Origin of the sequence: Pseudomonas sp. LS44 (assembly GCF_024730785.1) — a bacterium.
GTDB lineage: Bacteria > Pseudomonadota > Gammaproteobacteria > Pseudomonadales > Pseudomonadaceae > Aquipseudomonas.
In genome coordinates, this window is the sequence record NZ_CP102830.1 from 997,236 (window position 1) to 1,011,211 (window position 13,976).

Below are 13,976 nucleotides of genomic sequence, written 5' to 3' on the forward strand. Positions count from 1 at the left end.
GGTCCTTGCTAGAGTCGCAGGCACAACAAGACAAAGGACGGCAGGCATGAAGATTCTGGTAACCGGCGCGAGCGGTTTCATTGGCGGACGTTTTGCCCGCTTTGCTCTGGAACAGGGCTTGAGCGTGCGGGTCAACGGTCGCCGGCCCGAGGCGGTCGAGCATCTGGTCAAGCGCGGCGCCGAATTCATTCAGGGCGATCTGTCCGATCCCGAGCTGGTCCAGCGCCTTTGCCAGGATGTCGAGGCGGTGGTGCATTGCGCCGGCGCGGTGGGCGTGTGGGGCAAGTATCAGCATTTCTACCAGGCCAACGTCACGGTCACCGAGAACGTCGTCGAAGCCTGCCTCAAGCAAGGCGTGCGGCGCCTGGTGCATCTGTCCTCGCCGTCGGTGTATTTCGACGGTCAGTCGCATGTCGGCTTGCGCGAAGAGCAGGTGCCGACCACGTTCGTCGATCATTACGGCGCCACCAAATACCTCGCCGAGCAGAAAGTCTTCGGCGCCGAGGAGTTTGGCCTGGAGGTGATCGCCCTGCGTCCGCGGTTCGTCACCGGCGCGGGCGACACGAGCATCTTCCCGCGGCTGATCGCCATGCACCGCAAGGGGCGCTTGTCGATCATCGGCAACGGCCTGAACAAGGTCGATTTCACCAGCGTGCACAACCTCAATGATGCGCTGTTCAGCAGTCTGCTGGCCGCCGGGCCGGCGCTCGGCAAGGTCTACAACATCAGCAACGGTGCGCCGATTCCGCTGTGGGACGTGGTCAATTACGTGTTGCGCCAACTCGACTTGCCGCCGGTGACGCGGCACATGCCCTACGCCCTGGCATATGGCGCGGCAGTGCTTAACGAAAGTGTCTGCAAGCTATTACCCGGGAGGCCGGAGCCGAGTCTGTTCCGCCTCGGGGTGGCGGTGATGGCCAAGGATTTTTCCCTGGATATCAGCCGAGCCCGCGCGGAGCTGGATTACGATCCACAGGTCAGCCTGTGGACCGCACTGGACGAATTCTGCACCTGGTGGCGCGCTGTCCAGCCGCACTGACGCTGCCTTAGAGCTGTTCACGATCTCGCGAGCTAGAGCCGTGCAAGGCGCAACGACCAGCGGGAGTAACAGCCAAAGGCTGGCCCGTAGGGTGAGCGCCAGCGAATAAAACGGGCGAAGAACGGAGGGTAAATAAGCATCTGAGCCCGGTTTTTAACGCAGTACGGCCGACGCGCAGCAGATCGTGAACAGGCTCTTAGCCGCGCAGCGGACCCATATAACGGGTGTATTTTTCGATCAGTTCGGCTTCGCTCAACATCGGCGCCGGTGGCGGGGCCGGTTGCACCAGGCGGATGCCGCACAGTTCGCTGAGGCGTTCGCCCAGCAGGCGGGTTTCCTCGTTCGTCGAGTCTGCGCAGGCGGCCAGCATGCTGGGCACCGCGCCGGGTTGGCTCAGGCGAATATCCACTGCTTGTTCTTCACGCAACCGGCGCCGCAATACCTGCATGCAGTCCAGTACAGCCTTGGTCAGTTCCATGCATGAGTCCCCGAGAGAGAATGCTGCGAGTCGTTCATCCGTGAACCGCTCGATGAAGCGCACGCTATGCCGTGCCTGTTGTCGCTTCATCCTGCAAGGCGCCTCCTAGACGCCTCGCAAGGGAATTAGCAAATGCTGTACCAGTTCTCAAAACGCGAAACTAAAGGGCTGCAGGGCGGTCGACTGGCTGATGACGCTCTGTCGCGGTGCGCAGCGCACTTCCCTAGCGCGGCGCTGATGGGCCGGGTGCTTCACGGTATACTTCGCGGCACTGCGTGCGACCGCACTCTCCTGAAGGTTCACCCATGCGTAACGATGCTCTCGACGAACTGGATAACTTGCCCAGCCTGACCACCGACTCGCGTGATCACACATTCGCCGGCTCTGCCCGGGCGCATGAAGGCGATTACGCCAACAATCACCACCACGCCAATCACACGCCGATTGCGGTCAAAAGCGTCAATACCGGGCCGCTGTGGGCACTGGTCGGCGCCTTGGTTATCGCCTTGGGCGGCTTGGGCTGGTGGAGCCATCAGCAGATCGGCTTGATGAGCCAGCAGTTGGTGGCCACCCAGGAAAGCTTCGCGCGCATCAGTGAGGAAGCGGCTGGGCGGATCAAGGATATTTCCGGCAAGGTGGTGGCCACCGAGTCGAACGTGACTACCGGCAGCGAAGCGCTGCGCCTGCAGGTCAAAAAGCTGGATAGTCAGGTCAGTGAGTTGAGTCGCCAACTGCAGACGTTGAGCGGTCAGCAGGGCGGGCACGGCAAGCGCTTCGAGCAACTGAGCGGCGATCTCAAGGCGCAGCAGGATGCCGACGGTAAACTCGCCGACAAACTGCAGGCACTGGTTAATGAACAGGCCATCTTGAAAGGCGCGCAGGGCGAGCAGAGCAAGCTCGCTGCGCAGCTGGACGGTCTGAGCAGCGCCGTCGAATCGCTGAAAAAGCAAGGTAACCCCAACGTCGCCATCGGCCGTCTGGAAGAGGATTTGCTGGTGCTGAAAAGCCAGCAGGAAAACCGTGCAGGGCAGAGCAGCACCGCCGAGTTCGACGCCTTCCGCGCCCAGGTCACGCGAAACATCAGCGCCCTGCAAGCGCAGGTGCAGAACCTTCAGCAGCAGCTCAACGCCCGCTGATCGCGTTTCGCCCTGTAAACAAATGTACCCATTAAGTGTTGTGCATCGCTTTTGTAGGGTGGGTTAGCCGCGCAGCGGCGTAACCCACCAGCGGCGTCACCTAGGACACCGGTGTCCAGCCTGCTCGGTGGGTTACGCCTACGGCTAACCCACCCTACGAACTGATCGCGTTTCCCCCGGCCAAAAAAAGCCCCGCAATTGCGGGGCTTTTTGTTTGCACGGCTCTAACTGATCAATCTGCGGGCGTATCGCGCAGGAAGATCAGCTTGTCGCTGCTGGACAGCTGCGGCGCATAGCGATAGCCCTGCTCGCTGAAATCCTTCAGGCCAGCAGGATCAGTCAGGCGCTGCTTGATCACATAGCGAGCCATCAGACCGCGAGCCTTCTTGGCGTAGAAGCTGATGATCTTGTGCTGGCCGTTTTTCAGGTCGCGGAATTCGGTGTCGATGATCCGCGCGCTCAAGACCTTGCGCTGCACCGCGCCGAAGTACTCGTTGGATGCCAGATTGAGCAGCACTTGATCGCCCTGGGCTGCTAGCGCCTCATTCAACCAGCCGCTGATGCGCTCGCCCCAGAACGCATACAAATCCTTGCCGCGCGCATTGGCCAGCTTGGTGCCCATCTCCAGGCGATACGGTTGCATCAGGTCGAGCGGGCGCAGCACGCCATACAGGCCGGAGAGCATGCGCAGGTGTTCTTGGGCGAAATCAAAGTCGGCCTCGCTGAAGTCCTCAGCGTTCAGCCCGGTATAGACATCGCCCTTGAATGCCAGCAGCGCCTGCTTGGCATTGCTGGGCGTGAACTGCGGATGCCAACTGCCGAAGCGCGCGGCATTCAGGCCGGCGAGCTTGTCGGACAGGTGCATCAGCTCGGCGATCTGCGGCGGGGTCAGTTCGCGCAGCTGGCCGATCAGTTCCTGGGCGTGGTCGAGGTATTCGGGCTGGGTAAAGCGCGGGGTGGTCGGCGGCGTCTCGTAGTCGAGGGTCTTGGCCGGGGAAATCACCATCAGCATGGGGCTACTCCTTGAAGCGATGGCGGATTCTACCGGCTTGAGTCCCGTTGCGCGCCTGCGACTGATGAAGCGTGCTCTCCGATATCGACACGGGGCCGGCACAGCCGCTACGGAGAGGGCTGGTTCATTCGGACCATGGGCCATCTGGGCAGACTATCGCCCCTTTGGTCTATGCCCGTCGGCGCGGGTGGGTTCTAGGATATGCGCTTAATAAAAACAACCGCGGGAGTGATCCATGCACCTGACACAAGGCCTACACACGTCGTTGCAGATGACGCCGGAGAACGTTGCGACCATCTATCGTGGTCGCTATCGCACCTACCGTGAGCACGGTGAGCGCGTCGCACGGCTGGCCGGTGGTCTGCAGGACCTAGGTGTAAAGAGCGGCGAGCGGATCGCCATGCTGGCGCTCAACTCTGATCGCTTCCAGGAATACATGCTGGCCGGCTGGTGGGCTGGCGCGGTGCTCAACCCGGTGAACATTCGTTGGAGCGCGGCGGAAATCATCTACTCGCTGGATGACTGCGACACCAGCGTGCTGATTGTCGACAACGCCCACCTGCCGCTGGTCGAGGCGATCGTCGCCGGCGCCAAACGCAAGCCGATCCTGATTCACGCCGACGACGGCGAAGCGCCGGCCGGCATGCTGTCGTTCGAGCGACTAATTGCCGAGTCCGCGCCGATTGAGGACAGCTGGCGCGGTGGCGATGACCTCGCGGTGATCCTCTACACCGGGGGCACCACCGGCCTGCCCAAGGGCGTGATGCTGTCGCACGCCAACCTGTGGACCAGCGCGCTGATGCGCATGGCTGCGCTGGAGCCGCTGAACGATACCGTGTGCCTGAACGTCGCCCCACTGTTCCACACCGCCGGCCTGTCGCGGGTCGCCGCGCGGGTGATCCAGGGCGAGGCGAACGCCTATGTGCCGTTCTTTGAGCCGATCGAGGTGATGGAGACCATCCAGCGCGAGAAGGTCGCCGAGATCATGCTGGTGCCGACCATGCTGCAGATCCTGCTGGCCAACCCGCGCTTCAAGGAATTCGACCTCAGCAGCCTCAAACGCATCGCCTACGGTGCTTCGCCGATCAACGCCACGGTGCTCGAACATGCGCTGGCAGTGCTGCCGCAGACGCAGTTCTATCACACCTACGGGCTCACCGAGAATTCGCCGGTGATCACTATCAATCCACCGAAAAACCATGGTCCGGAAGCCCGCGCCAGCGGCCTGTACCGTTCTGCCGGCAGGCCGCTGGTCGGCCTCACCGCAAAGATCGTCGACGAGCAGGGTAACGAAGTGCCGCGTGGCACCGTGGGCGAGATCATCTGCAAGGGCCCGACCGTGATGCTGGGCTACTGGAACAAGCCGGAGGAGACCGCCAAGGCGCTCAAGGACGGTTGGCTGTACACCGGTGACGCCGCCTACATGGACGCGCAGGGCTATGTGTTCATCGTCGACCGGGTCAAGGACATGATCATCAGCGGCGGCGAGAACGTCTATTCGGCGGAGGTCGAGAACGCCCTGGCCAAGCATCCGGCGATCGCCATGTGCGCGGTGATCGGCATCCCCCACGATATCTGGGGCGAGGCGGTGCACGCAGTGGTCACGCTCAAGCCCGGTGCCCAAGCCGACGACGATGAGCTGCGCCGGCATTGCCACGAGCTTATTGCCGCCTACAAGTGCCCGAAGAGCATCGAGTTTCGTGACAGCCTGCCGCTGTCCGGCGCCGGCAAGATCCTCAAGCGCGACCTGCGCGAGCCCTACTGGAAAGGCAAAGGCAAGGGCGTCAACTGATCCCCCGGCGACCGCCCCATGTGCCTCGGTGCGTCAGGGGCTTGGTTCGTTTGGACCATGCCGGCGAGTCGGTCGCTATCATTCGTTCGGGCCATGCCCCCGATGGGCATATGCTCTTAGGATGCTGACCATCCATAAGAAACTACGCTGTTGAGGTTTCCCCATGCACCTGACCCATGGCCTGCACATTTCCCTGCAGATGACTCCCGAGCGAGTCGCCACCATCTTCCGCGGCCGGCGCCGTACCTATCGCGAGCTGGTCGACCGTGTCGCGCGCCTGGCGGCCGGGTTGAGTGGCCTGGGCCTGCAGGCGGGGGAGCGGGTCGGCATGCTGGCGTTCAACTCCGACCGTTATCAGGAATACATGCTGGCCGGTTGGTGGATGGGCGCGGTGCTCAACCCAGTGAACTTCCGCTGGAGCGTGCCGGAGATTGTCTATTCGCTGGATGACTGTGACACCAAGATCCTGATCGTCGACGACCATCACCTGCCGCTGGTCGAGGGCATTCTCGCCACTGCCCGGCGCAAGCCCATCATCATCCATGCCGGCGACGGTGAAACACCAGCCGGCATGCTGTCGTACGAGCGCCTGATCCTCGACTCCACGCCGATGGAAGACACCTGTCACGGCGGTGACGACCTGGCGCTGATCATGTATACCGGCGGCACCACCGGCCTGCCCAAGGGCGTGATGCTGTCGCACCAGGGCCTGTGGTCCTGCGCCATGATGCGCATGACCTCCTGCCCGGTGGCCAATGATTCGTTGGTGCTGATCACCTCGCCGATGTTCCATGTCGCTGGCATGGGGCTGGTCGCCCAGCGCGTGATCGCCGGCGCGACCAATGCCTATCTGCCCTACTACGAACCGGTCGAAGTGCTGGAAACCATTCAGCGCGAGCGAATCACCGAAGCCCTGTTGGTGCCGACCATGCTCCAGGCCTTGTTAGCGCATCCCAAGTTCGCCGAAACCGACCTGAGCAGCCTCAAACGCATCAGCTACGGCGCCGCACCGATGAATGCCGCCGTGCTCGAACGGGCGATAGAACTGCTGCCTGCCGGCATCGAGTTCACCCACGCCTATGGCATGACCGAGAACGCCGGGGTGGTGACGCTCAATCTGCATGAGAACCATGGCCCGGAAGGGCGTGCCAACGGTCTGTACCTCTCGGCCGGCAAGGCCATCGCCGGCCTGCAGCTGAAGATTGCCGACGAACAGGGTCAGGAGCTGCCGCGCGGTGGTGTCGGCGAGATCCTCATCAAGGGCCCGTCGCTGATGCAGGGCTACTGGAACAAGCCGGAGGAAACCGCCAAGTCCGTCCAGAATGGCTGGTTTAGTACCGGCGACGCCGCCTGGATGAACGACGCGGGCTATATCTTCATCGTCGACCGGGTCAAGGACATGATCGTCACCGGCGGCGAGAACGTGTACTCGGCCGAGGTCGAGAACGCCCTGGGCAAGCACCCGGCGGTGGCGCTCTGCGCGGTGATCGGCGTTCCCCACGACACCTGGGGCGAGGCGGTGCACGCGGTGGTCATCCTCAAGCCCGGTGCCATGGCCAGCGAAGAAGACCTGCGCAGCCATTGCCGCGAGTTCATCGCCGGCTACAAGTGCCCGAAGACCGTCGAATTCCGCGACAGCATGCCGCTGTCCGGCGCCGGCAAGATCCTCAAGAAGGATTTGCGCGCGCCCTACTGGGAAGGCCGGACTCGCGCCGTCAACTAAGCGCAGCGCGCATCTGTAGGAGCGAATTCATTCGCGATGGGGCAACGAGGTGTTGCCATGTTCGCGAATTCATTCGTTCCTACAGGAAGCTTCTCAACGCCGTGATCGACCCGTAAGTGGGGCGGTCGCGGCGTTTTTTCTTCTGGCTGCGGCTATACCATCTCATCAGTACCTGCCTTGATGAGGAGCCGAGATGACGGCCTGCAACCATTCGCGCTGGGAGCCTTCCCACGATTACCGCCCGCTTGAGTCGGGTGCCGAACGACAAGCCTGGCGGGTCGCTGCGCTGACCGGGGTAACCATGCTGGTGGAGATTGCCGCCGGTTACTGGTTCAACTCCATGGCGCTGCTGGCTGACGGTTGGCACATGGCCTCGCACATGGTTGCCATCGGTTTGAGTGCACTGGCCTATCTGCTGGCCCGGCGTTACGTGGATGACCCGCGTTTTGCGTTCGGCACCTGGAAGATCGAGGTACTCGCCGGCTTTGCCAGCGCGGTATTGCTGGTGGTTGTGGTGGTGCTGATGGCGGTCGAGTCGCTGTGGCGATTGTGGTCGCCGGCGCAGATCGCCTTCGATCAGGCGTTGTGGATTGCCGGCTTGGGGCTGGCGGTCAACCTCTGGTCGGCCTGGCTGTTGCGCGACCAGCACGAGCATCACCACGGGCATGCTCATCACGATCACGATCACGATCACGATCACGATCACGATCAGGTGGCGGATATCGGCCGAGACCTCAATCGCCATGCGGCGTTCCTGCACGTGCTGGCGGATGCGCTGACCTCGGTGGCGGCGATCGTCGCCTTGCTCGGTGGCAAGCTGTTCGGCTGGAACTGGCTGGACCCGCTGATGGGCCTGGTCGGTTCGCTGCTCATCGCCCTGTGGATCAAGGGCCTGCTGATCGACACCGGCAAAGTGTTGCTCGACCGGGAGATGGACAGCCCGCTGGTGCAGCAGGTGCGCACCGCCGTGGAGCGCGAGGACGATACCGAAGTGACCGATTTGCACCTGTGGCGGGTCGGGCGCGCGCAGTACGCCTGCATTATCAGCCTGGTGACCCACAGCGATATCCCGGCCGACCGCTACAAGGCTTGCCTGGCGGTTTTCAGGGAGTTGGTGCATGTGACGGTGGAGGTCAATCGCTGCGGCATCCAGGAGCAGGATACCGGGGGTAGGACTTCGGACTTTAACGGTCGTTTCCGCTAGCGCCAAGGGCTTTTCGTCGCTCTGAGAAAAAAGCCGGCATCGGGTAAAAAGTGCTTTTTACTGTCATCTTTATTGGAGTATTAACGAGGTAGACCGTCGAACCCTGCAGACACAGGTGGCGGCCATCGGCCCATACCTTGCTTGCACTTCTTGCGCCGCGGCCCGAGAAGGCGGCGGTCTCTCTGCGGCGGAGCGCCGTTTCGGCATTCCGTCGCCTGGCCCTATCAGAAGGTGACCGAGTATGGATGACCACGGACGCTCAAGCCGCACCGCCCCGACGCTCTACGCCCTCGATACGAATGTGCTGATCCACGATCCCAATGCCTTGCTCAACTTCGAAGAGCACCACGTCGCCATCCCCATGACGGTTCTGGAGGAACTGGACAAGCTCAAAACCGGCAAGCAAGGCGTCGCCGCCGAATGCCGCCAGGCCATTCGCCTGATCGACAAGATCCTTGGCGGGGCCAATCCCGATGAAGTCGAGCACGGTGTGCCCATCCCGAGGGAAACCGGCGGCAGTTGCGGCTTCCTGTCGATTCTGATGAGCAAGCGTGCCGAGCCGATCACCTGGCTGCCGGAAGACCTCAACGACAACAAAATCATCAATCAACTGGTCGAGCTGAAGAGCCGCAAACATGGTCTGTCCGTGGTCTTGGTCACCAAGGACATCAACATGCGCCTCAAGGCGCGGGCCTGCGGTATCGAGTCCGAGGACTACCACACCGACCAACTGGTCGACGATATTTCCCTGTTACCGCGTGGCTATCACACCCTCGACGGCTCCTTCTGGGACCGCGTCAGCACCGTGGAAACCCGCCAGGACCACGGTCGTACCTGGCACCGCGTGCAGCTCACCGATAATTTGCCGGCGGTGCACATCAACGAATTCATCGTCGATGCGCAAGGTTTCGTCGGCTGGATCAAGGGCATCGAAGGCGGCGAGTTGCTGATCCTCGATCTGCATCAGGAACCGCTGATGCATCAGGAAGCCTGGGGGCTGCGTCCGCGGGATATTTATCAGGCGCTGGCGTTGTATGCCTTGCTCGATCCGGACATTCATCTGGTCAACCTGTCCGGCGCCGCCGGCTCGGGTAAAACCATTCTGGCGCTGGCCGCGGCGATTGAGCAGACCATGGTCAGCAAGCGCTACCGGCGCATCATCGCCACCCGTAGCGTGCAGGGTCTGGACCAGGAAATTGGCTTCCTGCCCGGCACCGAGGCGGAGAAGATGGAACCTTGGCTCGGCGCCATCACCGACAACCTCGAAGCCCTGCACATGGACGATGAGAGCACCCACGGCAGCGTCGACTACATCCTGCAAAAGGTACCGTTGCAGTTCAAATCGCTGAACTACATTCGCGGGCGCAGCTTCCAGCAGAGCCTGATCCTCATCGACGAATGCCAAAACCTCACCCCGCACCAGATGAAGACCATCATCACCCGCGCCGGCACCGGCTCGAAGGTGGTCTGCCTCGGCAACTTGGCGCAGATCGACACGCCGTACCTGTCGGCGCCGAGCTCGGGCCTGACCTACCTGACCGAGCGCTTCAAGGACTTCCCGCACGGTGTGCACATCACCCTGCAAGGGGTGCCGCGCTCGATCCTCGCGGAATACGCCGAAGCCAATATGTAACGCGCCATAGGTAGCCCGGATGCAATCCGGGGAGGTGGAGTGGTCGGCTTCCTCGGATTGCATCCGGGCTATGGACTGCCGCCGGACGGCACTCGCCGATCCAGGCGGTTTTTTGTATACAATTCTCCAGCCGCGGGCTGCCACCGGCCCGCTTGAGGAGACCCCGCTGTGTTGACCCATCTCGATTCCCAAGGCCGCGCCAACATGGTCGATGTCACCGACAAAGCGGTGACTTCCCGTGAGGCGGTGGCCGAAGCGCTGGTGCGCATGCGTCCGGAAACCTTACGGATGATCGTCGACGGCGCGCATCCCAAGGGCGATGTATTCGCCGTGGCGCGTATCGCCGGCATCCAGGCGGCGAAGAAAACTTCCGATCTCATCCCGCTGTGCCACCCGCTGATGCTCACCAGCGTTAAAGTCCAGCTCGAAGCCTGTGGCGAAGATGCCGTGCGCATCGAAGCGCGCTGCAAGCTGGCCGGGCAGACCGGGGTGGAAATGGAAGCGCTGACCGCCGCCAGCGTCGCCGCCCTGACGATTTATGACATGTGCAAGGCGGTGGATCGCGGCATGGTCATCGAAAGCGTGCGCCTGCTGGAGAAGCTCGGCGGCAAGAGCGGCCACTTCAAGGCCGAGGATCAACAATGATTCGCGTGCAGTACTTCGCCCGCTACCGCGAGGCGCTTGGCCTCGACGGCGAGCAGCTGGCCTGGCAGGCCGCCTTCGCCAGCCTCGACGACCTGCGTCGGCATCTGCTCGCCCGCGGCGGGGTGTGGGTGGTGCTCGACGAGCAGAACCTGATGTGCGCGCGCAATCAGGAGCTGTGCAGCCTCGACGAATCCGTCCAGGATGGCGACGAGGTGGCGTTCTTCCCCACGGTGACGGGAGGCTGAAATGGCGATTCGCGTGCAGGCCGCGGCCTTTGATCCGGGCGTCGAATTGAATGCCATGCACGCCGCGCATGTCGGCGTTGGCGCGGTGGTTGGCTTCGTCGGCTACGTGCGCGATTTCAACGACGGTCAGGACGTCTCCGGCATGCTCCTCGAGCACGCGCCAGGGATGACCGAAAAGGCCCTGGCGAAGATCGTCGCCGAGGCCGAGACGCGCTGGCCGCTGCTCAAGGTCGAGATCCTCCATCGCGTCGGCCCATTGAAGCCGGGCGAGCCGATCGTCTTCGTCGGCACCGCCAGCGCCCATCGCCAGGCCGCGTTCGCGGCGTGCGACTTCATCATGGATTACCTGAAAACCCGCGCGCCGTTCTGGAAGAAGGAAGACACCGCCGATGGCCCGCGCTGGGTCGAAGGTCGTTGCAGCGACCAGTCTGCCGCCAAGCGTTGGCGGCAGGATTAGAATTCCCTGTCGACCGCCCCCTCTCCCTAGCCCTCTCCCCGGAGGGGCGAGGGGACAAAAGCAAAGCGCCGCACAGTTGACGGCGCGATGAGGCTCTCACCGGAAAGACTCGCTCAAGCTCCCCTCTCCCGCCTGTGGGAGAGGGGCAGGGGGAGAGGGCGGCCGGCTCGGTTTGCAAGGGGGTAATCCGTAGCCCGGATGTAATCCGGGGCAGGCAACTCTTTTCCCAGATTGCATCCGGGCTACGCCACTGGAGGCGAGGGAGCAAACAAAACGCCGCGCAATTGCGCGGCGTTTTGGTTTCTGCGTGAGCGATAGAGTGCGGTTCACCCATCTATCGACGACTCACATCCGCGGGTAGTCGATGTAACCGACCGGCCCCTGGGCGTAGAACGTTTCCGGGTGCGCCTGGTTCAGCGCGGCATCCTGGGCGAAGCGGGCCGGCAGGTCGGGGTTGGCGATAAACGGCACACCAAACGCCACCGCATCGGCTTTGCCGTCGGCCAGCAGCGCGTTGGCAGCGTCCTTGGTGAAGCGTTCGTTGGCGATGTACACGCCGCCAAACGCCGCTTTCAGCTCGACGCCGAGGCTGTCGTCGGCGAGTTTTTCCCGGGAACAGATAAACGCGATGCCGCGTTTGCCCAATTCGCGGGCTACATAGCCGAAGGTTGCGGCGCGGTCGGAGTCGCCCATGTCGTGCGAGTCGGCGCGCGGTGCCAGGTGCACGCCGACGCGCCCGGCGCCCCAGACCGAGATCGCCGCATCGGTGACTTCCAGCAGCAGGCGGGCGCGGTTCTCGATCGAGCCGCCGTATTGGTCGGTGCGCTGGTTGGTGCTGTCCTGCAGGAACTGGTCGAGCAGGTAGCCGTTGGCGCCGTGGATTTCCACGCCGTCGAAACCGGCGGCTTTGGCGTTCTCGGCACCGACGCGATAGGCCTCGACGATATCGGCAAGCTCCTCAGTATCCAGGGCGCGCGGGGTCACGTAATCCTTCAACGGGCGTATCAGGCTGACATGGCCCTTGGCGGCGATGGCGCTGGGCGCGACCGGCAACTCGCCGTTCAGGTACAGCGGGTCGGAAATCCGCCCGACGTGCCACAGTTGCAGCATGATCTTGCCGCCGTTGGCATGTACGGCCTTGGTGACGTTGCTCCAGCCGCGCACTTGGGCGTCGGACCAGATGCCCGGGGTGTCGGGGTAGCCGACGCCCATCGGGGTCACCGACGTGGCCTCGCTGAGGATTAGCCCGGCCGAGGCGCGCTGGGCGTAATACTCGGCCATCAGCGCGTTGGGTACGCGGCCTTCATCGGCGCGGCAGCGGGTCAGCGGCGCCATGATGATGCGGTTGGCGAGGTTCAGGTCGCCGATCTGGATCGGGTCGAAAAGTGTGGCCATGGGAAAATCCTCCTTATTCGCTCAGAGCCAATGCTGGCTCGGCTTTGCGGGTGGTGAACGTGAGCAGGGTGGCGATCAGCGCCAGTACGGCGAGCACCGCGGCCGCCAGCGGCACACGGGTAAGGCCAAAACCTTCGGCGATTACCACTCCGCCGATCCAGGCGCCCAGGGCATTGCCCAGGTTGAATGCGCCGATATTCAGGGTTGAGACTAGATTCGGTGCGCCGGCACCGAAGGCCACAACGTTGATTTGCAGCGCCGGGACGGCGGCGAACGCGGCGGTGGCCCAGAGGAACAGGGTCACTTCGGCCGGCACCAGCGCCGTGCTGGTCCAGGCGAACAGCGTGGAAAGCAGGGCCAGGCTGGCGAACACGCCGAGCAGGGTGGTCTGCAAGCGCCAGTCCGCCAGACGTCCGCCGAGCACGTTGCCGAGCGTCAGGCCCAGGCCGATCAGCAGCAGGCTCCAGGTCACGCCGCTGGGCGACACGCCGGTGATCTCGCCGAGCAGCGGGGCGATGTAGGTGAACAGGGCGAACACCGCGGCGGAGAACAGCACCGTGGTGCTCAGTGCCAGCCACAAGCTGCCATTGCGCAGGGCGCGGATCTCGCTGCGCAGATCGGCTTTTTCTTCATCGCGCTTGCTGGGCAGCACGCGCCGCAGGCCGATCAGGGCGAGCACGCCGATCACCGTCACCGCCCAGAAGGTCGAGCGCCACCCAGCGGCCTGGCCGAGCGCGGTGCCCAGCGGTACGCCAAGCACGTTGGCCAAAGTCAGGCCGGTGAACATCAGCGCCACCGCTGAGGCGCGGCGATTTTCTGGCACCAGGCTGGCGGCGACCACCGAGCCGATGCCGAAGAAGGCGCCGTGGCACAGTGCGGTGATGACGCGGGCGAGCATCAGCATCTGATAGTCGCTGGCCAGGGCGCAGAACAGGTTGCCAGCGATGAAGATGCTCATCAGCGACAGCAGCGCGGCTTTGCGCGGCCAGCTCGAGGTGACCAACGCCATGAACGGTGCGCCAATTGCCACGCCCAGGGCGTAACCGGTGACCAGCCAACCGGCGCCGGGAATCGACACGCCGAGATCGGCGGCGACATCCGGCAGCAGGCCCATGATGACGAATTCCGTGGTGCCGATGGCAAACGCGGACAAAGCGAGAACGAGTAGCGCAGGGGGCATGAGCCTGCTCCTAGGTAGAGGGTTGTGGCAGTAGGTT

The 13,976-nt window shown here is 63.3% G+C and carries 13 protein-coding genes; 9 read left to right on the forward strand and 4 right to left on the reverse strand.

Annotated features, from left to right (window positions below):
• The first annotated feature begins 46 nt into the window (after positions 1–46).
• Positions 47–1,039: an NAD(P)-dependent oxidoreductase gene (locus NVV93_RS04445; protein ID WP_258253244.1), complete on the forward strand. Its 993-nt coding sequence runs from the start codon at positions 47–49 to the stop codon at positions 1,037–1,039.
• Positions 1,040–1,235: 196 nt separating this feature from the next.
• On the opposite strand, the gene NVV93_RS04450 is transcribed toward NVV93_RS04445, so the two are convergent.
• Positions 1,236–1,517 (reverse strand): hypothetical protein, encoded by a 282-nt coding sequence (locus NVV93_RS04450; RefSeq protein WP_258253245.1) that lies wholly within the window; start codon positions 1,515–1,517, stop codon positions 1,236–1,238.
• Positions 1,518–1,822: 305 nt separating this feature from the next.
• Between NVV93_RS04450 and NVV93_RS04455 the strand changes: the two genes are divergently transcribed.
• On the forward strand, positions 1,823–2,653 hold the full coding sequence (locus NVV93_RS04455; RefSeq protein WP_258253246.1) for an ATPase: 831 nt from the start codon (positions 1,823–1,825) through the stop codon (positions 2,651–2,653).
• 232 nt (positions 2,654–2,885) lie between these two features.
• Here the strand turns inward: NVV93_RS04455 and yaaA are convergent, their stop codons facing one another.
• Positions 2,886–3,665 (reverse strand): peroxide stress protein YaaA, encoded by a 780-nt coding sequence (gene yaaA, locus NVV93_RS04460; protein WP_258253247.1) that lies wholly within the window; start codon positions 3,663–3,665, stop codon positions 2,886–2,888.
• A gap of 235 nt (positions 3,666–3,900) precedes the next feature.
• Between yaaA and NVV93_RS04465 the strand changes: the two genes are divergently transcribed.
• The 7 genes from NVV93_RS04465 (at position 3,901) to moaE (ending at position 11,364) form a co-directional block, all read left to right on the forward strand.
• The gene (locus tag NVV93_RS04465; protein WP_258253248.1) at positions 3,901–5,457 is read left to right on the forward strand and encodes a long-chain fatty acid--CoA ligase; all 1,557 of its coding nucleotides are present in this window, start codon (positions 3,901–3,903) and stop codon (positions 5,455–5,457) included.
• Between the two features lie 163 nt (positions 5,458–5,620).
• Complete coding sequence (locus NVV93_RS04470) at positions 5,621–7,180, forward strand: long-chain-fatty-acid--CoA ligase (protein WP_258253249.1); 1,560 nt, start codon at positions 5,621–5,623, stop codon at positions 7,178–7,180.
• 193 nt (positions 7,181–7,373) lie between these two features.
• The gene (gene dmeF, locus NVV93_RS04475) at positions 7,374–8,384 is read left to right on the forward strand and encodes a CDF family Co(II)/Ni(II) efflux transporter DmeF (protein ID WP_258253250.1); all 1,011 of its coding nucleotides are present in this window, start codon (positions 7,374–7,376) and stop codon (positions 8,382–8,384) included.
• Positions 8,385–8,625: 241 nt separating this feature from the next.
• Complete coding sequence (locus NVV93_RS04480) at positions 8,626–10,017, forward strand: PhoH family protein (protein WP_258253251.1); 1,392 nt, start codon at positions 8,626–8,628, stop codon at positions 10,015–10,017.
• Positions 10,018–10,185: 168 nt separating this feature from the next.
• Complete coding sequence (moaC, locus tag NVV93_RS04485) at positions 10,186–10,662, forward strand: cyclic pyranopterin monophosphate synthase MoaC (RefSeq protein ID WP_258253252.1); 477 nt, start codon at positions 10,186–10,188, stop codon at positions 10,660–10,662.
• The gene (locus NVV93_RS04490; RefSeq protein ID WP_258253253.1) at positions 10,659–10,907 is read left to right on the forward strand and encodes a MoaD/ThiS family protein; all 249 of its coding nucleotides are present in this window, start codon (positions 10,659–10,661) and stop codon (positions 10,905–10,907) included. The genes moaC and NVV93_RS04490 overlap by 4 nt, the downstream gene beginning before the upstream one ends.
• A gap of 1 nt (position 10,908) precedes the next feature.
• On the forward strand, positions 10,909–11,364 hold the full coding sequence (gene moaE / locus NVV93_RS04495) for a molybdopterin synthase catalytic subunit MoaE (RefSeq protein ID WP_258253254.1): 456 nt from the start codon (positions 10,909–10,911) through the stop codon (positions 11,362–11,364).
• A 345-nt stretch (positions 11,365–11,709) separates the two neighbouring features.
• On the opposite strand, the gene NVV93_RS04500 is transcribed toward moaE, so the two are convergent.
• Positions 11,710–12,759: an alkene reductase gene (locus NVV93_RS04500; RefSeq protein WP_258253255.1), complete on the reverse strand. Its 1,050-nt coding sequence runs from the start codon at positions 12,757–12,759 to the stop codon at positions 11,710–11,712.
• Positions 12,760–12,772: 13 nt separating this feature from the next.
• On the reverse strand, positions 12,773–13,939 hold the full coding sequence (locus NVV93_RS04505; protein ID WP_258253256.1) for an MFS transporter: 1,167 nt from the start codon (positions 13,937–13,939) through the stop codon (positions 12,773–12,775).
• Positions 13,940–13,976: the final 37 nt, after the last annotated feature.

Coding starts and splice junctions, on each gene's coding strand:
- NVV93_RS04445 (WP_258253244.1), top strand. CDS start 47: ATGAAGATTCTGGTAACCGGCGCGAGCGGTTTCATTGGCGGACGTTTT.
- NVV93_RS04450 (WP_258253245.1), bottom strand. CDS start 1,517: ATGGAACTGACCAAGGCTGTACTGGACTGCATGCAGGTATTGCGGCGC.
- NVV93_RS04455 (WP_258253246.1), top strand. CDS start 1,823: ATGCGTAACGATGCTCTCGACGAACTGGATAACTTGCCCAGCCTGACC.
- yaaA (WP_258253247.1), bottom strand. CDS start 3,665: ATGCTGATGGTGATTTCCCCGGCCAAGACCCTCGACTACGAGACGCCG.
- NVV93_RS04465 (WP_258253248.1), top strand. CDS start 3,901: ATGCACCTGACACAAGGCCTACACACGTCGTTGCAGATGACGCCGGAG.
- NVV93_RS04470 (WP_258253249.1), top strand. CDS start 5,621: ATGCACCTGACCCATGGCCTGCACATTTCCCTGCAGATGACTCCCGAG.
- dmeF (WP_258253250.1), top strand. CDS start 7,374: ATGACGGCCTGCAACCATTCGCGCTGGGAGCCTTCCCACGATTACCGC.
- NVV93_RS04480 (WP_258253251.1), top strand. CDS start 8,626: ATGGATGACCACGGACGCTCAAGCCGCACCGCCCCGACGCTCTACGCC.
- NVV93_RS04490 (WP_258253253.1), top strand. CDS start 10,659: ATGATTCGCGTGCAGTACTTCGCCCGCTACCGCGAGGCGCTTGGCCTC.
- moaE (WP_258253254.1), top strand. CDS start 10,909: ATGGCGATTCGCGTGCAGGCCGCGGCCTTTGATCCGGGCGTCGAATTG.
- NVV93_RS04500 (WP_258253255.1), bottom strand. CDS start 12,759: ATGGCCACACTTTTCGACCCGATCCAGATCGGCGACCTGAACCTCGCC.
- NVV93_RS04505 (WP_258253256.1), bottom strand. CDS start 13,939: ATGCCCCCTGCGCTACTCGTTCTCGCTTTGTCCGCGTTTGCCATCGGC.